This window comes from Affinundibacterium nitidum (assembly GCF_014284155.1).
In the GTDB taxonomy this organism is placed as follows: domain Bacteria; phylum Pseudomonadota; class Gammaproteobacteria; order Burkholderiales; family Burkholderiaceae_D; genus Undibacterium; species Undibacterium nitidum.
The window spans coordinates 1-21282 of sequence record NZ_JACOFZ010000015.1 but is presented as its reverse complement, the minus strand read 5'-3'; the positions used below and the strand labels follow the sequence as shown (position 1 = coordinate 21282).

Annotated in this window: 19 protein-coding genes and 1 tRNA gene; 16 read left to right on the top strand and 4 right to left on the bottom strand. The window is 47.5% G+C overall.

The genetic code is table 11. From position 1 onward, the window contains the following. Positions 1 to 177: 177 nt before the first annotated feature. The 5 genes from def (at position 178) to H8K36_RS18685 (ending at position 4772) form a co-directional block, all read left to right on the top strand. A complete protein-coding gene (gene def, locus H8K36_RS18705; protein WP_186918047.1) occupies positions 178 to 702 on the top strand; it encodes a peptide deformylase in 525 nt (174 codons plus the stop codon). Next, positions 699 to 1661 carry a methionyl-tRNA formyltransferase gene (gene fmt, locus H8K36_RS18700; protein WP_186918046.1) on the top strand — a complete coding sequence of 321 codons (963 nt, stop codon included), beginning with the start codon at positions 699 to 701 and terminating at the stop codon, positions 1659 to 1661. The genes def and fmt overlap by 4 nt, the downstream gene beginning before the upstream one ends. A gap of 132 nt (positions 1662 to 1793) precedes the next feature. Beyond that, positions 1794 to 2813 (top strand): transporter, encoded by a 1020-nt coding sequence (locus H8K36_RS18695; protein ID WP_370587288.1) that lies wholly within the window; start codon positions 1794 to 1796, stop codon positions 2811 to 2813. Next, complete coding sequence (locus H8K36_RS18690) at positions 2813 to 3190, top strand: SirB2 family protein (RefSeq protein ID WP_186918045.1); 378 nt, start codon at positions 2813 to 2815, stop codon at positions 3188 to 3190. Before H8K36_RS18695 ends, H8K36_RS18690 begins: the two co-directional genes overlap by 1 nt. Positions 3191 to 3245: 55 nt before the next feature. Continuing rightward, entirely contained in the window at positions 3246 to 4772 is a 1527-nt protein-coding gene (locus H8K36_RS18685; protein WP_186918044.1) for an amidase, read from the top strand. A gap of 75 nt (positions 4773 to 4847) precedes the next feature. Here the strand turns inward: H8K36_RS18685 and H8K36_RS18680 are convergent, their stop codons facing one another. Then, on the bottom strand, positions 4848 to 6503 hold the full coding sequence (locus tag H8K36_RS18680; RefSeq protein ID WP_186918043.1) for a PAS domain-containing protein: 1656 nt from the start codon (positions 6501 to 6503) through the stop codon (positions 4848 to 4850). A 347-nt stretch (positions 6504 to 6850) separates the two neighbouring features. Here H8K36_RS18680 and H8K36_RS18675 point away from each other — a divergent pair, with 347 nt between their 5' ends. From H8K36_RS18675 to dinB, 10 genes are all read left to right on the top strand, one after another. Further along, positions 6851 to 7477, top strand: a complete 627-nt coding sequence (locus tag H8K36_RS18675; protein ID WP_186918042.1) for a uridine kinase family protein — start codon at positions 6851 to 6853, stop codon at positions 7475 to 7477. 150 nt (positions 7478 to 7627) lie between these two features. Continuing rightward, complete coding sequence (gene rbsK, locus H8K36_RS18670) at positions 7628 to 8542, top strand: ribokinase (RefSeq protein ID WP_186918041.1); 915 nt, start codon at positions 7628 to 7630, stop codon at positions 8540 to 8542. Positions 8543 to 8602: 60 nt separating this feature from the next. After that, entirely contained in the window at positions 8603 to 9598 is a 996-nt protein-coding gene (locus H8K36_RS18665; protein WP_186918040.1) for a BMP family lipoprotein, read from the top strand. A 123-nt stretch (positions 9599 to 9721) separates the two neighbouring features. Continuing rightward, positions 9722 to 11242 carry an ABC transporter ATP-binding protein gene (locus tag H8K36_RS18660; protein ID WP_186918039.1) on the top strand — a complete coding sequence of 507 codons (1521 nt, stop codon included), beginning with the start codon at positions 9722 to 9724 and terminating at the stop codon, positions 11240 to 11242. Further along, on the top strand, positions 11239 to 12327 hold the full coding sequence (locus H8K36_RS18655; protein WP_186918038.1) for an ABC transporter permease: 1089 nt from the start codon (positions 11239 to 11241) through the stop codon (positions 12325 to 12327). The genes H8K36_RS18660 and H8K36_RS18655 overlap by 4 nt, the downstream gene beginning before the upstream one ends. Then, the gene (locus H8K36_RS18650; RefSeq protein WP_186918037.1) at positions 12320 to 13288 is read left to right on the top strand and encodes an ABC transporter permease; all 969 of its coding nucleotides are present in this window, start codon (positions 12320 to 12322) and stop codon (positions 13286 to 13288) included. The genes H8K36_RS18655 and H8K36_RS18650 overlap by 8 nt, the downstream gene beginning before the upstream one ends. A gap of 39 nt (positions 13289 to 13327) precedes the next feature. Then, positions 13328 to 14320 (top strand): nucleoside hydrolase, encoded by a 993-nt coding sequence (locus H8K36_RS18645; protein ID WP_186918036.1) that lies wholly within the window; start codon positions 13328 to 13330, stop codon positions 14318 to 14320. 106 nt (positions 14321 to 14426) lie between these two features. Next, positions 14427 to 15269 (top strand): isopenicillin N synthase family dioxygenase, encoded by an 843-nt coding sequence (locus H8K36_RS18640; RefSeq protein WP_186918035.1) that lies wholly within the window; start codon positions 14427 to 14429, stop codon positions 15267 to 15269. A gap of 51 nt (positions 15270 to 15320) precedes the next feature. Further along, the gene (locus H8K36_RS18635; RefSeq protein ID WP_186918034.1) at positions 15321 to 16838 is read left to right on the top strand and encodes an amidohydrolase family protein; all 1518 of its coding nucleotides are present in this window, start codon (positions 15321 to 15323) and stop codon (positions 16836 to 16838) included. Positions 16839 to 16919: 81 nt separating this feature from the next. Next, the gene (gene dinB / locus H8K36_RS18630; protein WP_230404832.1) at positions 16920 to 18002 is read left to right on the top strand and encodes a DNA polymerase IV; all 1083 of its coding nucleotides are present in this window, start codon (positions 16920 to 16922) and stop codon (positions 18000 to 18002) included. Here the strand turns inward: dinB and H8K36_RS18625 are convergent. The 3 genes from H8K36_RS18625 to H8K36_RS18615 all read right to left on the bottom strand — a co-directional run bounded on the left by H8K36_RS18625 (position 17994) and on the right by H8K36_RS18615 (position 20313). Continuing rightward, positions 17994 to 19460 carry a pyridoxal phosphate-dependent decarboxylase family protein gene (locus H8K36_RS18625; RefSeq protein ID WP_230404827.1) on the bottom strand — a complete coding sequence of 489 codons (1467 nt, stop codon included), beginning with the start codon at positions 19458 to 19460 and terminating at the stop codon, positions 17994 to 17996. The genes dinB and H8K36_RS18625 overlap by 9 nt on opposite strands. Positions 19461 to 19694: 234 nt before the next feature. Next, a complete protein-coding gene (locus tag H8K36_RS18620) occupies positions 19695 to 20057 on the bottom strand; it encodes a flagellar protein FlaG (protein ID WP_186918033.1) in 363 nt (120 codons plus the stop codon). A 179-nt stretch (positions 20058 to 20236) separates the two neighbouring features. Then, positions 20237 to 20313 (bottom strand) — tRNA-Arg (locus tag H8K36_RS18615). 238 nt (positions 20314 to 20551) lie between these two features. Between H8K36_RS18615 and H8K36_RS18610 the strand changes: the two genes are divergently transcribed. Beyond that, a complete protein-coding gene (locus H8K36_RS18610; RefSeq protein WP_186918032.1) occupies positions 20552 to 21091 on the top strand; it encodes a c-type cytochrome in 540 nt (179 codons plus the stop codon). The last annotated feature ends 191 nt before the right edge of the window (positions 21092 to 21282 follow it).

The following is a 21282-nucleotide window of genomic DNA, read 5'->3' as shown; positions in this document are numbered from 1 at the left end:
GTAACTGATTCTGGAGCAAGCTCGTTGAAGGGCACCCTCCTCGCGCAGTCAAAAATCAGAATTGCGCACGGAGTGCCCTTGGCAAACTTACCAAATTGAATCAAATTCTGCCCATAAATCCTTGAACTAGCAAGAGAAACCGCACTGCGGAGCCTCTAGCTTGTTGTGAAATGTCTTATGTCTATACTTAATATTCTGCGTTACCCAGACCCTCGCCTCCACAAAGTTGCTAAGCCGGTCACCGTTTTTGATGAAAAATTAAAGCAGCTCGTTGCTGACATGGCCGAAACCATGTACGACGCACCTGGTGTTGGACTCGCTGCATCACAAGTGGATGTCCACGAACAGTTAGTCGTGATTGATGTCTCCGAAACCAATAATCAATTACAGGTTTTCATTAACCCTGAAATTATTTGGTCTAGCGAAGAACGTAAGGTCTACGACGAGGGTTGTCTTTCTGTACCAGGCATTTATGACGACGTCGAACGTCCGTCCGAAGTCAAAGTGCGCGCGCTCGATATCGAAGGCAAACCCTTCGAGCTGTACGCCGATGGCTTATTGGCGGTTTGCATTCAGCATGAAATGGACCATTTGAAGGGCAAAGTCTTCGTCGAATACTTATCTCCGCTCAAACGCAACCGTATCAAAGCCAAACTGCAAAAAGAAGAACGTGAAATGAGTAAAAAGGCGGCGCGCCGATGAGAGTCATCTTCGCAGGTACGCCTGAATTTGCGGCGACCGCGCTCGACGCCATTATCAAAGCGGGGTTTGAAGTTCCTTTAGTGCTGACACAGCCAGATCGCCCAGCGGGGCGGGGCATGCAGTTGCAAGCATCAGCGGTCAAACAACTGGCACTTCAACATCAGATCCCTGTTGCACAGCCGGTCTCTTTGCGCCTAGATGGCAAATATCCCGATGTTGCACGCGAAGCTCATGAATTACTGCAAGCGACGTCACACGACATCATGGTCGTGGCAGCTTACGGCCTCATTTTACCTCTGTCAGCCTTAAGCATTCCTCGTTTAGGCTGTATTAATATTCATGGTTCGTTGCTGCCACGTTGGCGTGGTGCAGCCCCAATTCATAGAGCAATTGAAGCCGGCGATAGCGAAACTGGCATCACCATTATGCAGATGGAAGAAGGTCTAGACACTGGTCCTATGCTTTTGAAGCGCGCAATTCCCATTACAAAACACGACACCACCGCAAGCCTGCACGATCAACTGGCTAGCCTTGGCGGTGAAATGGTGGTCGATGCGCTCCAACAGCTAGTTAAAGGACCATTGCATGCCGAAGTTCAGCCAGAACAAGGTGTGACTTATGCCGCAAAAATCAGCAAAGAAGAAGCAGCACTCGACTTCCAACTGAATGCAATCGCGCTAGATCGAAGGATTCGTGCATTTAATCCTTTCCCAGCTGCCCATGGAAAACTCGAGGACACCGTCATTAAGTTTTGGCGTGCTGAAGTAGTCGCCAATTTTGACCAGCAAGCAGGTAGCGGCGAAGTCATCGATGCGAACGGTGATGGCATCATCATCGCCTGCGATGATGGGAGAAGTGCTTTACGGGTATTAGAACTTCAAAAGCCAGGGGGCAAACGTTTGCCTGCCAACGAATTCTTAAAAGGATTTTCGGTCAAAACTGGGCAAATTTTTCGTTAATCACATCAAGTCCATCGTCTTCTAGGCCCGCCAGATTCACATGTGCCTCAATTCGACGGTGGTCTTACTCATCTTGTCACACCAGCATCATCAAGCCGCTTTACAATAGTCAAACTATTGGAAGGAATGTTTATGGATGCGCAACAATTATCATATGGCGCCGACTTATCTGGGCTAATTTGCGGTTATCTTTTTGAGAACCAGCAGGCGGGTCGACCGCTGCAGACCAATGAAGTGATTGATTGGTTGAAAACAGATACGCGCAAACCCGAAGGCGCATTTCTATGGCTGCATTTTAATCTAGCCCATAGCGCCACTGAAAAATGGCTGCATGATCATACCGACTCACCCGAAGAGTTTTTTGAATCCCTGCATCAAGGCTCGCGCTCAACGCGTATCGAACACGCAGACCAACATCTAATCGCCGTGATTAACGATGTCCTACATGATTTCAGTTTTGATCCATCGGAAATCGCGACGCTCTGGCTCAACCTCAATAGTCGCTTGATGATAAGCGCCCGTCGCAAACCCTTAAAGTCAGTCGATCATTTACGCAATGCCGTCAATCGCGGCGAAATTTTTCACTCGCCTGCGGAATTACTGACTCATCTACTACGAGATCAAGCCGACGTACTCACCGGCATCGTACGCGATGCGACCACCAAGATTGATGATGTTGAAGACCATTTTCTGTCGGAACGGATGGGGAGAAAGCGTGCCAATCTGGGTGAACTACGGCGTTTATTAGTAAGGCTGCAGCGATTGCTGGCACCTGAACCCGCCGCGCTGTTTCGACTATTACAAAAACCCCCTGTGTGGATGGCAGAGAATGACGTACATGAGCTGCGACAATCGACTGAGGAATTCTCCGTCGTACTGAGCGATATGGCGTCCTTACAAGAGCGCATCAAATTGCTGCAAGAAGAAATCGCTGCCCACGTGGGCGAGCAAAATAATCGTTCACTATTCTTGTTGACTATCGTGACCGTGCTCGCCTTGCCGATCAACATCATCGCTGGTTTGATGGGAATGAACGTGGGTGGCATTCCCTTAGCCCAAGATGAACATGGGTTTTGGATCGTGGTCGCGATCGTCGTCAGCTTTACGATTTTGGCCGTATTGTTTGTGTATCGTCGTGGAGATAAGGACTAGTGAACTACCTCGCGCTTAAACACCTACACATCACTTGTGTGATTCTCAGCTTTAGTTTTTTCTTGACGCGCTTTTATTGGCGACTCAACACGCCTGAAAAATTACAATTAAAATGGGTAAAGATTACCCCTCACGTCGTCGACACGGCTTTGCTCTTGAGCGCTTTTGCCATGGCATGGTTGGCGCAACTAAATCCATTACAGCACGCCTGGTTATTTGGAAAAATTGTGGTGCTCATCAACTACATTGTATGCGGCAGCATCGCCCTCAAGTACAGTCCTAGCCGGCAAGGACAAATTCTTGCTTTTTGCGGTGCATTATTTAGTTTTGTCGTCATTGTTAGCCTCGCGATCAACAAACATCTAGTGCCCATTTAACAGAATCGTTTAAGCTAGCACTCATCTCAATCAACAATAATGAATGGAGACTACGATGCAAGGATTTAAGAAAGTCTATTTAGCTCTCGCACTAGCCAACCTTGGCATGTGCACTACCTCGATCGCTGATGATCTCAGCCAGATCAAGGCAAATATCGATAGCGGCAAAACAACCTCTGCACAAGTTCTCCAGCAATACCAACAAAACAGCAAAGATCTCAATTCCAAACTCAATGCAGTGACCGTGTTGCGTACCGAAGCTGAACAAGAAGCAAAACTTGCAGACAGCAAAACAGGGAATCGCGGTATCTTGCATGGTCTTCCTTTAATGGTGAAAGATAATATAGCGGTTAGAGGCATGGTCACGACCGCGGGGTCACTCGCGCTAGCCGAAAACATGGCTGATAGCGATGCGTTTATCGTGCAGAAATTACGCAACGCTGGTGCCATCATTGCCGGCAAGACGAATCTCAGTGAGTGGGCGAACTTTCGCTCAACCAAATCGAGCAGCGGTTGGAGCAGCGTTGGCGGTCAAACCCGTAATCCCTACGACGTAAACAAGAGCCCTTGCGGCTCAAGTTCCGGCTCCGGCGCAGCGGTGGCTGCGCGCATGATTCCAGCAGCAATTGGTACCGAGACCGACGGCTCTATTGTTTGTCCTGCTGCGGTCAATGGTTTAGTCGGTCTCAAGCCAACTTTGGGTTTAGTCAGCCGCCACGGCATCATTCCTTTATCTCATAGCCAAGACACGGCAGGTCCAATGACTCTGAGTGTAAGAGATGCCGCACTCGTTCTCAATGCCATTGCTGGCAGCGATGCAAATGATCCAGCGACCAAAGACGCAGATCAAAAACGCGCGAGTGATTACACCGATGGCTTACACTCCGACGGGCTCAAAGGCAAGCGCTTAGGCATTGTGAAAAATCTCAGCGCTGGCTACGACAAAGCAACGCAAGCCCTATTCCGTCAAAGTATAGAGACCCTCAAGGCGCAAGGTGCCGTCGTAGTCGAGAATCTCGATTTTTCCCACTTAAGTGAACTCGACAAAGTCGAACTTCCTGTACTGTTGTACGATTTTAAAGCGGACCTCAATCAGTACTTGAGCAGCGCGCCTGCTGCAGTGAAATCACGCAGCTTGGCTGAAATCATGCAATTTAACAAAACACATGCGAAACAAGTAATGCCGCATTTCGGCCAAGAAATCATGGCAATGGCGCAGACCAAAGGTCCGTTGACTGACAAAGCCTACGTTGAAGCAGCTAGCAAAGCGAAGCGGCTTGCCGGACCAGAAGGCATAGACGCTTTGTTGAAACAACATCAGCTGGACGCCTTAATTGCACCGACCACAGGCCCTGCTTGGAATATCAACTATAAGAAAGGCGATATCATCGCAGGCAGCTCTAGTTCTCCCGCTGCAATTGCAGGTTATCCACATTTGACCGTACCCATGGGCTTAGTCAAAGGCCTGCCAGTGGGTATCTCGTTCTTCGCTGGCGCTTGGAGTGATGCGAGCTTGCTGAATATGGGATATGCCTTCGAACAAGCGCGTGCGCCGCTGCCGGCACCGACTATCCAGAAATAATGTGCGCCCGATGCCGTAAAACAAAAAGCCCGTCTTGGTAAGAACGGGCTTTTTTAATCTGCATACGGTTCTGGTTTAGGCTTCAACCATCCATACCATCGTATCGGTCGTCTGATCGAAGGGCAGAATACGGCCGACCAAACGCGCTTCAAAGAAACTACCGTCTTTGCGCTTCAAACGATGAATCACTTCAATCGCTGTATCAGGGTCCAGTCGCTCCCCGATCAAGGCTCTAAAATCTTGGTAGGCCGCCTCGTTTGCATGCATTTGCAAGACAGACATACCTATCATTTCTTTAGGATCTTTATAACCCAAGACCTGCGCAAGTTTCGGATTGGCGCGCATGATTTGCTTATTGTGAACTAACATCAAGCCGATTGGTGTATGGCTAAACAGAATCTCTAACTCACTGGCGAGTTTCTTATAACGATCTCGGCCAGAGCGCAATAAATCTTCATAATGCTTTACTTCGAGTTCATGCTTTTTGCGCTCAGTGATATCTAAATGTGTGCCCACCATACGTAAAGCCAAACCATTTTCATCCCATTCAACGACACTACCAACCGATAACATCCAGCGCCAATCACCTGACTTTGACCTCAGTCTAAACTCAGCGCGGAACGCCACTTCTCCATGCGATTTGAAATGATTTTGGTAGGCTTGTTTAAGGGAAGCAACATCGTCTGGATGTAGACTCTCGTTCCAGAAAAAGTCCCAAAATTTTTCAGTATGATTGAAATAGTCCTGTGATAGTCCGAGGATTTCAGCGTATTCAGGTGCAAATTGGCCATGGCCGTTCTGCACGTTCACATCATACATACCGAGACTCGTGAATCGCATTGCAGCGTGCAATTGGCGCTCGGTACCGCGCATTTGTTGCTCACGAATTTTACGATCCGTCACGTCGACTAAAAATCCATGCCAGATCACACTACCGTCTTCCTGGCGGGTCGGATAAGCCTCACCGAATAAATGACGTTCCCCGTGCTTGAGACGCAAACGATAATCAAGATGCCATACATGCAAACGGAGCGCAGATTCTTTCATCGTATCGCGCAAGTTCTCAATGTCATCCGGATGTACTAATGAGAACATTGGCGCTGCATTTTCTTTCACCTGAGTTGCGCTCACTCCGTGCACGGTATCGATCGCATCACTAGCGTAAGGAACCGAGCAGTGACCGCCGGGAAAGCGTTGGAACTGATAAAAAAAGACTCGAGGCAATTCACGGGACAGATTTGCCAATACCGTATGACTCCGTAGAACTTGCTCTTTACGCTCCCGTTGGACACTAATGTCAGCAATCACTCCTTGTATACGCAATGCCCGACCGGAGGGACTTTTGCTCATCACTGCGCCACGCGCACGTACCCACTTCCAGCTACCGTCGCGGCATTGCAAGCGATGGTCTTCCGAGAACTGTAAAGAGCGTCCCTCGATACAGGCACGAATTGCAGGAATAGAATTTTTCGCGTCCTCAGGATGAATCCGACTGAACCACTCCTCTATATGATTGCCCCATTCCCCAATCGGATAACCAAGGATCTCCTGGAGTTGTTCGGAAAAACGAATTTCATTTTCTGGGACTTTCCAGTCCCATATGAATTCCCCCAATAAGCTCAAAAGGCGTTGAGCATCATGCCCGGGCGAAGAGGATGTCGACAATATAGGGCCAAGCTGCGGATGCGTCCCTGTATCAGTATTGAGAAATGGAGTTGAAGAGGCGGACATGAATGATTCTTGAGAGCAAAATAAACGGGGCGCTTTAGGTGAACATACTGAACCTATTTCAGTAGTTTGTCACTGCGGGGCAGCCAAATTGTAATCTTTATTTCGTACTCATTTTATTAACAAGCATCACAAATTTAAATATATCTGCCAAAGGGGAGCCTGCAAATACCAGCTAAAGCATAGGCTGTTGTCAAAATCTAGATAAATTCTTCAGTTTTTGTGGGATTTGTGCCGTTTTTTTAAGCAGGATAAGCCGTAGCAGACGTACCTGTATATAATGCCGGACGGTCAAATTTCCATGAGAAATTAAGCTTTAAAATATTATTCAAAAAATAAGTACATTATCCATGAAACCATTTCTAGTTGGCATCACTGGCGGCAGCGGCAGCGGCAAAACCACTTTCATTAATGCCTTATTAGCCCAGTTGCCAGAAGGCAGCGTTTCGCTGCTATCGCAAGATAACTATTACAAATCGATAGACCAGCAAACTCAAGATGCCAATCGCATCGAAAATTTTGATATCCCGTCGTCCTTGGATCTCGATAAGTTCTATCAGGATGTATTACGCCTGCGTAGTGGAGAAGATCTCGCGATCACAGAGTACACCTTCAACCGTAGTGACGTTATTCCAAAAACCATCCATATTCCTTCTGCACCTGTCATCGTGCTCGAGGGTATTTATGCTTTGCATCACACTGCGCTGAACGACATTATTGATCTCAAAGTGTTTATTGATGCGGAAGAAGAGCATCGCAAACAACGCCGTATTCAACGCGATGCTGTTGAGCGTGGCTATGATCAAGATGATGTTCTCTACAGACTTAGTCAACACCATCAACCTGCGTTCGAACAATATATTCTTCCACATCGCAGCAAAGCAGATATCGTGATTCCCAACAATCACCATTTCGAAAAAGGCTTAGAGCTTTTGGGACACTATCTCAAACTCAAGGCACAAGAGCGAACCAAATAAAAAAGTTGTCGTTAGCCAAGAGCCTGATCGCCTTCACGAGAACCGCGCTTTGCTTACATTTCTCTTTGTTTTTATTGGCATTACTCATTAAACTCAATCTTATTAGACAAAATCTGAGAAGATCGTGCGGTCATCTTTGAAACCACTCATATGAAACCGAAAATCGCCGTGCTAGGTAGTATCAACATGGACTTGGTGTTTAAGACACCGCGCATGCCGACGCCCGGCGAAACGCTAATGGGTGAAAGTTTTCATCAAATTCACGGTGGTAAAGGTGCAAACCAAGCGGTAGCTGCCGCGCGCATGGGTGCGATGGTCGACTTCATTGCCTGCATTGGAGATGATGATTTTGGGTCGCGTAGCTTAAAAGCACTCAATGATGAGGGCATCCAAACCCAACATATTCGAGTGGTCAAAAGCTGTGCTACTGGGGTGGCTGGTATTTTGCTCGATCAACATGGTGAAAATAGCATTATTCTCGCCCCAGGCGCCAACGCAAAACTCAATATTACTGACGTTGAAGCAGCTCGACTTACTATCAAATCAAGCCAAGTCCTGGTTTGCCAGCTCGAAACTCCCATCGACAGTGTGTCTAAGGCTATTCATTTAGCCCACCATGCTGGTGTAGCGGTCATCTTGAATCCTGCGCCGATGCAAAAATTAGATGATGGCTTGCTAGCAAGCATTGACTATTTGATTTTGAATGAAACAGAGATCGAACAACTCACCGGCATCACAGTCAAAGAATCTACAGAAGCATTAGTTGCAGCTCAACAATTACAATCTCGTGGAGTTGGCATTGTTATTATCACATTAGGTGCGCATGGTGTTTTCGTCGCAGATAAGCTCGAAAACTACGCTCTCCCTGCTTACCAAGTTGAAGTTGTTGATACGACGGGCGCTGGTGACACCTTTGTTGGTAGCTTTGCCGTTGGCATCGCGCAGGGCATGCCATTACGAGATGCTTGCGATTTGGCACAAAGAGCTGCAGCCTTAGCGGTAACCCAACTTGGCGCGCAGACATCAATACCACACAGAGCCAGCGTCGAGCGGCATTTCCGGTAAGAGTGAATGCCCGTATGCTATTATTTCGCGCCATCTAAGCTATTCAGGAGCCTAACAAAAATGAAATTGCGATCAATTATCTTCGCCTGCGCTGCAGCCCTCTCTTATTCTCACGCGTTTGCAGACCAGCCTAAGTACGCTCTGGTTTATGACGCGGGCGGCAAATTCGATCGTTCATTTAACCAATCTGCCTACGAAGGCGCAGAACGCTTCAAGAAAGATACAGGCTTAGCCTATATCGATGTGCAAGCGATTAGCAGTGTACAAGGCGAACAGGTCATGCGCAATTTGGCACGCAAGGGTGTCAACTTGATTGCAGCGATTGGCTTTACCCACGCACAACAAGTACAGATGGTGGCGAAAGAGTTTCCAAAAACCAAGTTCGTCATTATTGATGGATCCGCGAACGGTGCTAACGTCAGCTCCATTCTATTCAAGGAACAAGAAGGGTCTTACTTGGTTGGTGTTGCTGCGGGTCTGGCCACCAAAACTAAAAAATTGGGTTTCATCGGCGGCATCGACGTCCCTTTGATTCGTGCATTCGCTTGTGGCTACGTACAAGGTGCGAAGTCAGTTGATAATAAGATTGAGGTTATTCAAAACATCGTTGGTACAACCGCGAGCGCATGGAATGATCCAGCCAAGGGCAGCGAATTAGCACGTTCACAAATGGAACGTGGCGCTGACGTCATTTTCCCTGCTGCAGGCGGTAGTGGTATGGGCGCTTTGCAAGCCACTAAAGAAAAAGGCAAATTAGGTATTGGCGTTGACTCCAATCAAAACTACTTATTTCCAGGCGTGATGTTGACCTCCATGGTCAAGCGCGTCGATAACGCTGTCTATGACAATTTCATGCAGCTCAAAAATGGCACATGGAAAGCGGGCGTAACAAATCTAGGCCTCAAAGAAGGCGGCGTTGATTGGGCTTTGGATAAAGATAACCGCGCAGTCATTTCTGCAGAGATGGAAAAACGCATCAATACAGCAAAACAAGATATTTTGAGTGGCAAGGTCAAAGTCGTTGACCCACGCGAAGCGGGTTCTTGCCCGAAATAATAAACACCTGAAAAAGTTGCCGAATTCGTTCTGGCGACTTTTTTCGCATTTTTGGACCACAATCCGATAAATGGCTTCCCAATCTTGTGGGTCAGTGGGAAGCCTTTTTTTATATTGAATACCATGTCTAACGCTGTAGAATTTCGCCAGATATCGAAGCGCTTCGGGAAAGTCGTCGCCAATGACGCGGTGAGTTTTGCCATTGCCAATGGTTCTATCCATGGCGTCATCGGTGAAAATGGTGCTGGTAAGTCGACCTTGATGAGCATTCTGTATGGTTATTACCATGCTGATTCAGGTGACATTCTGATCAATGGTGAAGTGCGTACTATTCGTAATAGTCATGCTGCCATCGAACTCGGCATCGGCATGGTGCACCAGCATTTCATGCTGGTCGATAACATGACTGTGCTTGATAACATTATGTTAGGCATGGAAGGCGGTTTCCGTTTGAAACAGCGCCGCCTGCAAATTGCAAAAGAACTGCAACAGCTCTGCCAAGATTATCAACTCGAATTAAAACTCGACGCCGAGATTCATACGCTTTCAGTCGGTGAACAGCAACGTGTTGAGATTTTGAAACAGCTGTATCGCAATGCCAATATTCTGATTTTGGATGAACCCACCGCGGTTTTGACGCCACAAGAGACCGATGCCCTATTCGCCATTCTCAAAGTCTTTAAGCAACAAGGTAAGACTGTGATTTTGATTACGCATAAACTGCCAGAAATTATGGCAATTACCGATGCAGTCACGGTCATGCGCGCAGGCGGAGTCGTCGCGTCGCTAGAAACCGCAAAGACAGATAAAGAAGAATTGGCCCATAAAATGGTCGGCCGCAATGTTATTACTGAGCTGCCACGCCAAACTTTACATACTGGCGAAACGATTTTGAGTGTGAAGCAGTTAGGCTTGAAGAACGCACAAGGTGTGAGTCTTCTAAGTGATATCAATTTCGATATTAAAGCTGGGGAAATCGTTGCGATCGCGGGTGTCTCTGGCAATGGTCAGTCTGAATTGTTAGAGATTATCTCTGGCATGTGTCTCGACAAAACAGAGTTCATTACCGGCACCATCAAATTGGGCGACACCGATATTAGTTATCACAAGCCAGATCCTAGATTGCCTGCCAAATTGCGTCGTTTAGGTTTAGGCCATGTGCCGGAAGATCGTTTGCGCGATGGCGTTATCAAAGACTTCAGCGTTTGGGAAAATATCTTACTTGGGCAGCAAAGCGATCAAATCTACCTCGACAAAAAAGCCAGCATCGCGGCTTGCAATCAATTGTTGGAACAATTTGAAGTACGTCCTTTGGATTCCTCTTTGCGTATTTCTCAACTGTCGGGTGGCAATCAACAAAAGGTCGTGATGGCGCGCGAAATCGCGGCCAAACCCAAGTTACTGCTGGTTGGACAACCTACACGTGGTGTGGATATCGGCACGATTCAAAGAATCCATACAGAATTGTTGGCACTGCGCGATGCCGGTGTTGCCATTCTTCTAGTGTCAGCGGAGCTCGAAGAAATTCGCGCATTGGCTGATCGCATTTTAGTGATGTCAGGTGGACGTATTACAGGCGAATTGAATATTGCCGAATATGACACGACACGCATTGGCTTATTGATGGGCGGTTTACATAAATGAATTCCGATTTACCACGCTGGGCGACCAATATCGCTCTACCCTTCTTGAATCTCTTGTCGGCCCTGTTTGTGGCGGCTGCTGTGATTTATCTGCTCGGTGAAAATCCAGGCGAAGCGTTAGGCATCTTGATTAAGAGTGCTCTAGGTAACGCTGAAGGTTTGGGTTATACCTTGTTTTATACGACAACTTTTGTGTTGACTGGGTTGTCGGTGTCCGTAGCAATGCAAGCGGGGCTGTTTAATATTGGTAGCGATGGCCAAATGTATCTTGGTGGTCTGGGTTTAACGCTGATGATGCTGCAGTTTGATGCCATTTTACCTGCTTGGTTGTTAATTCCCTTGGCATTTATCGGCGCCGCAGTTTTTGGTGCAGCTTGGGCATTTTTGCCGGGTTACTTGCAAGCGCGTCGCGGTAGCCATGTGGTTGTTACCACCATCATGTTTAACTTTATTGCAGCGTCGTTGATGAACTTTATCATCATCACCTATTTGATACCGGCGGGTGAGCAAAATCCGGCCAGCCGCATGTTTGCTGAAGCGGCGTGGCTGCCACGCTTGAACGATTGGCTACCAGTATTAGGCGATACGCCGTTAAATATCAGCTTCTTAGTGGCGATATTTGGGTTAGTCATCTACGGCTTTGTTGTGTGGCGTACTCGTTGGGGCTATGCCTTACGTGCAGCGGGAAAGAACGCACACGCGGCGCATTACGCAGGCATCTCAATGGCCTCGGTCATTATCATCACCATGATGGCATCAGGCGGACTAGCCGGTCTCGCTGCACTCAACAGCATTTCTGGCTCGACTCATTATTTGAGTTTGAACTTCACAGCGGGCGCAGGTTTTGTTGGGATCGCGGTTGCTTTGATGGGGCGCCAACAACCGATCGGTATTTTCTTGGCAGCTGCCCTGTTCGGTATTTTGATGCAAGGCGGTTTTGATTTGTCATTTGAAAAACCGAACATCCCACCAGAGACCTTCATTTTTATTCAAGGCATGATCATTCTGTTTTGTGGTGCGATGGAGAACATGTATGCTCCAGCCTTGTCTCGACTCTTGAAACTGAATTGGAGAAAAAATGTTTGAGGATTTCCACTTCTCCACGATTTTGATTGCGACGATTCGCAATGCACCAGTATTGCTATTTGCCGCGTTTGCCGGCGTCTTTGCTGAACGTAGTGGTGTGATTGATCTGGCCCTAGAAGGCAAGATGCTCGCTTCCGCTTTCACCGCGGCTGCTTGTACTTATGCGACACAAAATCCTTACTGGGGTGTGGCTGCCGGTATCGCGGTCTCTTGTTTAATCGCGCTGTTGCAGGCCTATGTCGCCATCAATCAACGCGGTAATCAATTGGTGTTTGGCATTGCAATCAACATTGCCGCTTCAGGTCTGACTTTCGTTTTGGCTCAATACTTCTTTCAACTCGGTGGTCGGAGCCCTGATTTAGGAGCCGCTCGATTCGCGTTAATCGAATTCCCCTTCGCTGAAAGCTGGTCATCGATTCCGGCACTCAATTGGTTGTTTGGACAATTCTTAGGTGGTCACACGATCTTAGTCTATCTCGCTTTCGCACTGATTCCCGTCATCCACTGGGTCATCAACCACAGCCGTTTTGGTTTGCGTTTGCGTGCGGTCGGTGAAAACCCCCACGCTGCCGATGCTGCTGGTATCAATGTCGCGCAAACCCGTTATATGGCCTTATTGGTAGGTGGCGTATTGTGTTCCTTCTCTGGCGCTTATTTGGCTATCGTACAGAGCGGCTTCTTCTTGCGTGACATGTCCGCTGGTAACGGCTTCCTCGCGTTGACCGCACTGGTGTTTGGCAACTGGCGTCCATTGCAAACGGCCGCAGGATGTTTGATGTTTGGTTTCTTCGCTGCTTTGCAAATTCAAATGGAAGGCGTGGCATTCCCAGGCATCGGTCAAATTCCAGGTTCTTTGATTCAGATGTTGCCATATATCGTTACCGTGATTGTATTAGCGGGTGTGATGGCAAAATCGGTCGCACCAAAAGCACTCGGTACACCATTTGTGAAGTCGCGCTAATTTGACGCGCACTCGCACACTTTTTAGATCAGGACTTCTATGTCACACAAAGTTATATTTGATACCGATCCAGGCGTCGATGACGCAATGGCACTGTATTTTGCCTTGGCTCATCCAGAGATTGATGTCGTCGGCATTACCACTACTTTTGGCAATGTCACAGTACAACAAGCGACGACGAATGCGATTTATTTGAGTCGTATCACGGGGCGTGAAATTCCTGTCGCTGGCGGTGGCGCTATGCCACTCATGAAAGCAGCGGGCACACCACCTGGCTTTATTCACGGTGATGATGGCCTCGGTAATTTACCACAACGCGTGAATGTCGCTGGCACAGCAGAAGCTTTATCGGCGGCGGAATACATCGTCGATATGGCACGCAAGCATCCTGGTGAAATTACGATCGTGGCAGTTGGCCCGTTTGTGAACTTGGGACTGGCCTTAAAACTCGAACCTGAGTTGCCTAAACTGATCAAACAAGTAATTTTGATGGCGGGTACGGTCAATGAACCGGGTAACGTTTCTCCAGTTGCGGAAGCCAATGTTTGGAATGATCCGCATGCGGCCGATTTGGTATTTACGGCGGGCTGGAATTTAGTCATGGTCGGCCTCGATGTCACCCATCGCGTCGTCATGCCATTCACTTACTTCGCTCAATTGGCGGAACAACATCAACAGCATTTGGCGATGACAACTTTGCGCCATGCAGCGAACTTCTATTGCGATTTCTATTTGCGTGAACGCCCAGATCTAGGCCATGCATGCTTTGGGCATGATATCTTAGCTTTTGTGTATTTGGTCGCACCAGAATTGTTCGCAACGCAAGATGGCCGAATTCGCGTGCAATTGGAAGGTATGGGTAATGGTCAAACCATGATGGATAAACACGGCGGTTTGCATTATGCACAAGCAGGTTGGGAGAAACACCGACCAGAGACACGCGTCTGCTTACAAGTGGATGCAGATAAATGCCTGAGCTTAATCAAACAAACCTTAGAAAGCGATTGGCTGCGCGACCCACTCGTGCTGTAATCCTCGGTCTATCTTTTTCGAATAGGAAACCAACAAATGGAACTGGTCGGCGATTAAGTTCACCACCTGAATTTGCTGGATTTCCAGACTCACTCAAGGAATTTATATGTTAATTACACCTGTTGATTTTACGAGCCCAACAGCTGCAAAAGACTTTGCTGAAAGCTTGCACAATACTGGCTTTGGCGTATTGACTAATCATCCATTGTCGCAAGATTTGCTCAACGCGATTTACGCGGAATGGTATGGATTCTTTCAGAGCGATGCCAAACAACAATACGCTTACGACCCACAGAAATACGATGGCTATTTCTCGCCTACTGTTTCCGAAACAGCCAAAGGTTTTACGAAGCGTGACTTGAAAGAGTTTTATCACGTCTATCCTTGGGGTCGCTATCCAGCAGAAGTCTCGGATAACGCAAGCAACTATTACAAACAAGCTTCTGATCTTGCGGCAACCCTGTTAAGCTGGGTTGAGCAATACACGCCGGAAGATGTGCGTGCTAAATACTCTATGCCCTTGCCAAAAATGATTGAAGGCAGTGAGCAGACTTTACTACGTGTATTGCACTACCCACCATTACGCGGTGATGAAGAACCCGGTGCAGTGCGCGCTGCGGCCCACGGCGACATTAATTTATTGACCATCTTGCCAGCAGCTACTGCAGCGGGTTTGCAAGTCGTTGGTAAAGATGGTGAGTGGTATGATGTACCATGCGATTTCGGCATGTTGATTGTGAATATCGGCGATATGCTGCAAGAGGCTTCCGCTGGTTACTATCCATCAACCGTGCATCGTGTCTTGAATCCAACTGGCGAAGAAGCGAAAAAATCTCGCGTTTCCTTGCCATTGTTCTTACACCCACGTCCTGATGTCGTACTGTCTGAACGCCACACGGCGGGCTCATATTTAACTGAGCGCCTGAACGAATTGCATTCGAAAAAATAATTGAGTTCGCGAAGTTTGCCAAATGAAAGAACAATAGGAAAAGAAATCGCTATGAAAAAAATACTCCTCGCTATTTCCCTCACAGCTATTTCTTTTTCCGCGCCCTACTCAGCCCATGCAACACAGCCAGTAGTCAGTGCCAAAGCGGCGCAAAGTAACTTGCTTGCTACACGTGCTTACTACCAGCAGCTCTTAAATCAAACACAAACACGTACAGCAGAGTTAAACATGTTGATGACGATGCTACCGAAAGGCGGCGACATTCATCACCACTATTCTGGTGCGATTTATGCCGAAACCTATTTGGACTGGGTAGAGCAACAAGGTTTTTGTATTTATCGCGAGAGCAACCCTGCCATTAAACAAGAAAAATTCCGCATCGAAACCAAAGCCTTAGCACCTGAGGCTGCAAAAAATTGCGTGAAAGTCGATGCAATTCGCAAGGACAATAACTTCTATCGCGAATTGATTTCTACTTGGTCTGATATGGATTACGGCAATCATGTTCACTTGCAATATCCACCTGATCAGCATTTTTTCAACACCTTCGGTTACTTCTCGAGTATCTCCAAATATTCAACCAATACAGGTCTGAAGTTGTTGAAAGAGCGCGCCAAAGCTGAAAATCAGCAATATTTGGAAACGATGCTCAAAAGTGCTCCAGCAGTGGACCAAGCAGAACTTGCAGCGAAAATTGATACTCTGACTTCTACGTCACCTGGCCAAGACATGCAGCAAGCATTTGCCGCTTACGCTGACTTCCTCGCTAAAGATAAAGATGCGCAGGATAAGATCAAAGCCTATGCTGATGAAGTGAATGCCGATACCAAAGACATTGACGACGCAGACTTCACTTTGCGCGTGCAAAGCTATGTGTCACGTAACACGACACCTTCTAAAATCTTTGCGGGTTTATATTCTGCTTTCGCCGCAACCCAACTCAATTCAAAAATCGTCGGGGTCAATATTGTCGGGCCCGAACATGGTCTGGTGGCATTGCGCGATTACACTTTGCATATGCAGATGTTCGCTTTTCTTAAGAAGCAATTTCCACAAGTACGTTTGTCTTTGCATGCAGGTGAATTGAATTTGGGTGTGGTTCCGCCAGAACATCTTTTGCACCACATACGATCCGCTGTCGAAATTGCCGGCGCTGAGCGAATTGGCCATGGTGTTGATGTTTCCTTCGAACGCAATCCAGATCAACTATTGCAAACTCTGAAGAAGCGTAATGTAGCAGTCGAAATCAACCTCACTAGCAATGCCTTCATTCTTGGCGTCAAAGATGCAGAACATCCTGTCACCTTATATCTCCGCCATGGCGTGCCTGTAGTATTAACGAGCGATGATGTTGGCGTATCACGCAATAACCTCAGCAATGAATATTTGTTGTTCACCTCACGTTACAAACCCTCGTATGAAGATTTAAAGAAAATCATCTACAACGGAATTGAGTATTCTTTCCTTAATCCAGCAGAGAAACAACAACATAGAAAGTTGCTCGATCAACGATTCTCGAATTTCGAGGCGGCTGTTGCCAAACTCGTACAAAGCCAGCCTAAAAAGTAAATCCATTACTAGAAGTTTATCGAGACTAGGCGCTATTGGTAAAATCGCATAGAATACTGATTAAATATTCAGTATTCTTAAATGCTTTCCACGCATATGTCGATTGCCGCTCCGATACAAAGAAAGATCATCCATTGCGACTGCGATTGCTTTTATGCCTCGGTCGAAATGCGAGACGAGCCTAGTCTGCGTGAAGTACCCTTGGCCATCGGTGGCAAAGCTGACCAACGCGGCGTGATCGCTACCTGCAACTACATCGCCAGACAATTCGGTGTGCGCTCAGCGATGCCGACATCACAAGCCTTAAAGCTGTGTCCTGATTTGGTCATCATGCGACCAAACATGGAAAAGTATCGTATCGCCTCTAAGCAAATTCTTGCGATTTATCGCGACTACACTGAACTAGTTGAACCCTTATCTTTGGATGAGGCTTATCTTGATGTTACTGGGGCTTTACAGCACCAAGGAAGCGCGACACGGATCGCCCAAGAAATACGCGCTCGCATCGCGAAGGAAGTCGGCATCACAGCCTCGGCTGGCGTGGCGCCGAATAAGTTCCTTGCCAAAATTGCGAGCGATATCAACAAACCCGACGGTATGTTTGTCATCTTGCCAGATCAGGTCCATGATTTTATTGCGACCTTACCAGTCGCCAAATTATTTGGCGTTGGCAAAGTGACGGCTGCCAAACTCCATCAACTGGGGATTCAGCAATGCCAAGATCTATTGTCGTGGTCTTTACCTGAGTTACTGCAACAATTTGGAAAACTTGGTGGCAGCTTGTATTCACTTTGTCGCGGTATCGATAACCGTCAAGTGCAAGCCAGTTCAGAGCGAAAATCGGTCAGTGTCGAAGAGACCTACACCCGTGATTTACCCGATCTCGCCGCTTGCATTGCGGAAGTGCCAGAATTGTATGCCTCGCTCGTCAAACAAACCGAGCGGACCAAAGCGGTCGATCACATTCATAAACTCAACATTAAAATCCGCTTCAATGACTTCAAACAAACCACGGTTGAATGTCGATCGAGCGCGCTCGATGAAGCGACCTTTGTAGAGTTGATCAAGACCGGCTACCAACGGCGCCAGCTTCCTGTGCGTTTGCTCGGTCTTGGGATAGGTTTAGCAGAAAAAAACGATGACGATCAGCTGTCTTTATTTTGACGCGGCAAGCTCTTCGACGATTTGTGCACCAAGGCGCAGTGCAGTAGATACGAGAGCATCGATATCTGCGGCATTAGTACGATGATTCACAATCGCAGCGCGTATAGCCAAGCCTTGCGGCAAAATATTGGTCGACGGTGCAACGATGCCCGACTCTTGTAAAGCTACAGCGAGTCTTGAGTTCAAGAGGTCAGATTGTGACCCACGATAACGGAAACAAACGATATTCAGAGACACTGGTGCCAGCAATTCTAAATTCGGTTCGGCTTCGATTTTCGTTTTCAAATACTGGGCGAGATCACAAGTTTGTTGGATAACTTCACCGAGACGCTGCGCACCATAGACTTGTATCGTGAACCAAGTTTTGAGAGCTCGGAAACCACGTGACAGGTCGGGGCCAAAATCACAAGGCCAAGGCGAACCAGCCGCCATGCCGCGTTGTTCGCGACGCAAATAACCCGCCGCTGCAGCAAAACTATCGTAATGCAATTGCCCATTCCGCACCAAAATAAAGCCGGCGTCATAGGGTACTTGCAACCATTTATGGAAATCGAAAGCGATCGAATCAGCGCGCTGAATCCCGCGCAAACGGTGAGCAATATTGGGAGCCAAAATCGCCATGGCACCAAATGCACCATCAACATGGAACCACAGCTTCTCTTCTTCAGCGATGTCTGCCAACTGCGATAAATCGTCGATCGCACCAACGTCTACCGTACCCGCAGTGCCTGCTAAGAAGAAGGGTGTGAAACCAGCTGCACGGTCTGCTTGGATTTGTGTGCGCAAAGCTTCGCAATCTAACTCGAACTGCGTCGACATTGGTATCACACGTAAGTGTTGAGTACCGATGCCAGCCAAATCCATCGCTTGTTTGATGCAAGCATGTGCGCCTGCGGAGGTGTAGGCAACTAACTGTCTTTGATCTTCATGCAAACCCAGTTTGCGGGTGTCTTGCCCCAACGCTTTCGTTTTAGCGACCCACAAGCCAATCAAGTTAGCCAAAGAAGCGCCAGTCACAAAAATGCCGGTGGCAGTGCTAGGAAACTCAAACAGTTCTGCCATCCAACGCGTAATTTGGCGTTCCACTTCAACCGGCATTTGGTCACGGCCACCGACATTGGCATTCACACCGGCTGCCAACATTTCGGCTAACATCCCTACTGGGTTACCACCACCCTGCACCCATCCCATAAAACCTGGATGTGCATTACCGATGGCGTAAGGCAAAATATTTTGTTTAAAGCTTTCGTGTGTTTTTTCCAAGCTTTGCCCTTGACGCGGCAATGGTTGCAAAAATTGCTGACGCACATCGGCCGGCGCGGATTGCCACACAGGGCCTTCACGTAAGTTTTGCATGTAATCGAAAATATCATCGAGCATACGATGGCCTTGCTGACGCAAAGCATCCCAATCGGCTGCTGATTGTGGGTCTAGAGATGTGGTTTTCGGTGCTTGCATAACAATACGATAGGAAACGCGGGTGGTAAGCTTAACTCAAAACGGCCTCGAACGAGGAAGCCGCATTATCTACGACTCAGAACGATCCGTGGGAAGTTTTCCTCGAAATCTCGTATCAAAGTAGAAATTCAACAGAAAGTAACAATGGATCAAGGGAATCGAGTCTGACAAAAAGAAAAAGAGCACAGCCAATGTCTGCGCTCTTTCATTCGGAAACGAGTTTCGTTCTTGGAGTTAAGCTTTATCTCTTAACAACAACCCAGCTTTGCTTTCCAAATCTTTAGAAATCTCGATGACTTCTTTCGAAGGGATCTGACGAATCACAGTGTTAGTTTCACGATCTACCACCTGCACCACCATGCGTCCGGAGCCTTGATCAATATTGAAGTTAACGCCGTTGTTGGCATTCATCATACGATTGATCATCTCAACTGACTTCTTCAAATCAGCGTCGCTGACTTCAACTTCAGACCTCGCTGTAGCGCTTGGCTTCTCACTATTGGTTTTGAGATTGACTCGGTTGCCCGAACGTACGTCGACAGTCGCACCAACAGCAGGGATGCTGGTCGCGCCGCCTGATATTTGATTGATACTCATGTCATTCCCCAAAAATAAAACTGTTACAACAACTTTTGACCCGTATTGTAATTAACGACCAAAAGCAGGGAAAGTTTAACGAATATATGCAAAGAAAACGCGCGATTAGAGCTACATCAAACGAGTTTCGCTAAAAGTATATGAATTGGGACAATTATGATGACAGGAAGTCATTTTTATGGCGCGCCAGACACGATTCGAACGTGCGACCCCAGCCTTCGGAGGGCTGTACTCTATCCATCTGAGCTACTGGCGCTATGAGAAAAACCAAAAATAGGCGCGTATTCTAACCTAAATTGTCATCCCTCTCTTTGAGATTTGAGGTGTAATTTGTGGAATTCTTATCAAATCGGGGCGTTTCTTCAGGCGTGAAGCACTATTTTTCGTTCCAAATAGTAAGCTTTGCCTCTATAATCTGATGTTTTACGCTAGCTATCTTGTTGTAATCGGCTGAGCGCAACCAGTTACAGACTATTTTTTGCATTGAGGAAATCATGAGCGACTCTCACAATCAACACGAAACAGCGATTAAAACGCCTAAGCAACTGATCGTTGCCGTGGTTGCTGGCTTCTTGGTACCTATTCTGATCATCGTTTTGTTGGTGAAGTATGTTTCCAGTGACAATAAAGTCGGCGCTGGTTCTGCTGGGCAAACACCTGACGCGATCGCAGCGCGTATCAGTCCTGTGGCGAACGAAGGTTTCACTTTCGTTGATGCAAGTGCACCAAAGACTTTGCAATCTGGCGAAGCCGTCTATAACGCAGCATGTGCAGCTTGCCACGCGACAGGTGCTGCTGGTTCACCAAAATTCGGCGATGCTGGCGCTTGGGGTCCACGTATTGCACAAGGCTACGATACAGTCTTGAAACACGCGATCGAAGGTATCCGTGCAATGCCAGCCAAAGGCGGAAATCCAGATTTGGACAATGTTGAGGTAGCGCGTGCCGTAGTTCATATGGCAAATGCTAGCGGTGGCAAGTTTAAGGAACCTGAAGTTAAAGCAGCGGCTGCCGCTGACGCTTCTGCAAAATAAGCACAATTCGAATCAGGAAAAGCCAGTCGCCGACTGGCTTTTTTTTCGCCTGCTTTTTTCAACGTGACCCGTCCTGAAATAGATTGACAGTTTTCTTTGTGATCGAAAGGAACGTCAATGAAATCAACAGAGCGTAGGAGTCAAAGAGATTACACCTTAGCCTTTAAATTGTCGGTTGTTAGTCAGGTGGA

What these genes read in the sequence shown, in the direction of transcription:
- def (WP_186918047.1), top strand. Translation starts at nt 178, where the DNA reads ATGTCTATACTTAATATTCTGCGTTACCCAGACCCTCGCCTCCACAAA.
- fmt (WP_186918046.1), top strand. Translation starts at nt 699, where the DNA reads ATGAGAGTCATCTTCGCAGGTACGCCTGAATTTGCGGCGACCGCGCTC.
- H8K36_RS18695 (WP_370587288.1), top strand. Translation starts at nt 1,794, where the DNA reads ATGGATGCGCAACAATTATCATATGGCGCCGACTTATCTGGGCTAATT.
- H8K36_RS18685 (WP_186918044.1), top strand. Translation starts at nt 3,246, where the DNA reads ATGCAAGGATTTAAGAAAGTCTATTTAGCTCTCGCACTAGCCAACCTT.
- H8K36_RS18680 (WP_186918043.1), bottom strand. Translation starts at nt 6,503, where the DNA reads ATGTCCGCCTCTTCAACTCCATTTCTCAATACTGATACAGGGACGCAT.
- H8K36_RS18675 (WP_186918042.1), top strand. Translation starts at nt 6,851, where the DNA reads ATGAAACCATTTCTAGTTGGCATCACTGGCGGCAGCGGCAGCGGCAAA.
- rbsK (WP_186918041.1), top strand. Translation starts at nt 7,628, where the DNA reads ATGAAACCGAAAATCGCCGTGCTAGGTAGTATCAACATGGACTTGGTG.
- H8K36_RS18665 (WP_186918040.1), top strand. Translation starts at nt 8,603, where the DNA reads ATGAAATTGCGATCAATTATCTTCGCCTGCGCTGCAGCCCTCTCTTAT.
- H8K36_RS18660 (WP_186918039.1), top strand. Translation starts at nt 9,722, where the DNA reads ATGTCTAACGCTGTAGAATTTCGCCAGATATCGAAGCGCTTCGGGAAA.
- H8K36_RS18655 (WP_186918038.1), top strand. Translation starts at nt 11,239, where the DNA reads ATGAATTCCGATTTACCACGCTGGGCGACCAATATCGCTCTACCCTTC.
- H8K36_RS18650 (WP_186918037.1), top strand. Translation starts at nt 12,320, where the DNA reads ATGTTTGAGGATTTCCACTTCTCCACGATTTTGATTGCGACGATTCGC.
- H8K36_RS18645 (WP_186918036.1), top strand. Translation starts at nt 13,328, where the DNA reads ATGTCACACAAAGTTATATTTGATACCGATCCAGGCGTCGATGACGCA.
- H8K36_RS18640 (WP_186918035.1), top strand. Translation starts at nt 14,427, where the DNA reads ATGTTAATTACACCTGTTGATTTTACGAGCCCAACAGCTGCAAAAGAC.
- H8K36_RS18635 (WP_186918034.1), top strand. Translation starts at nt 15,321, where the DNA reads ATGAAAAAAATACTCCTCGCTATTTCCCTCACAGCTATTTCTTTTTCC.
- dinB (WP_230404832.1), top strand. Translation starts at nt 16,920, where the DNA reads ATGCTTTCCACGCATATGTCGATTGCCGCTCCGATACAAAGAAAGATC.
- H8K36_RS18625 (WP_230404827.1), bottom strand. Translation starts at nt 19,460, where the DNA reads ATGCAAGCACCGAAAACCACATCTCTAGACCCACAATCAGCAGCCGAT.
- H8K36_RS18620 (WP_186918033.1), bottom strand. Translation starts at nt 20,057, where the DNA reads ATGAGTATCAATCAAATATCAGGCGGCGCGACCAGCATCCCTGCTGTT.
- H8K36_RS18610 (WP_186918032.1), top strand. Translation starts at nt 20,552, where the DNA reads ATGAGCGACTCTCACAATCAACACGAAACAGCGATTAAAACGCCTAAG.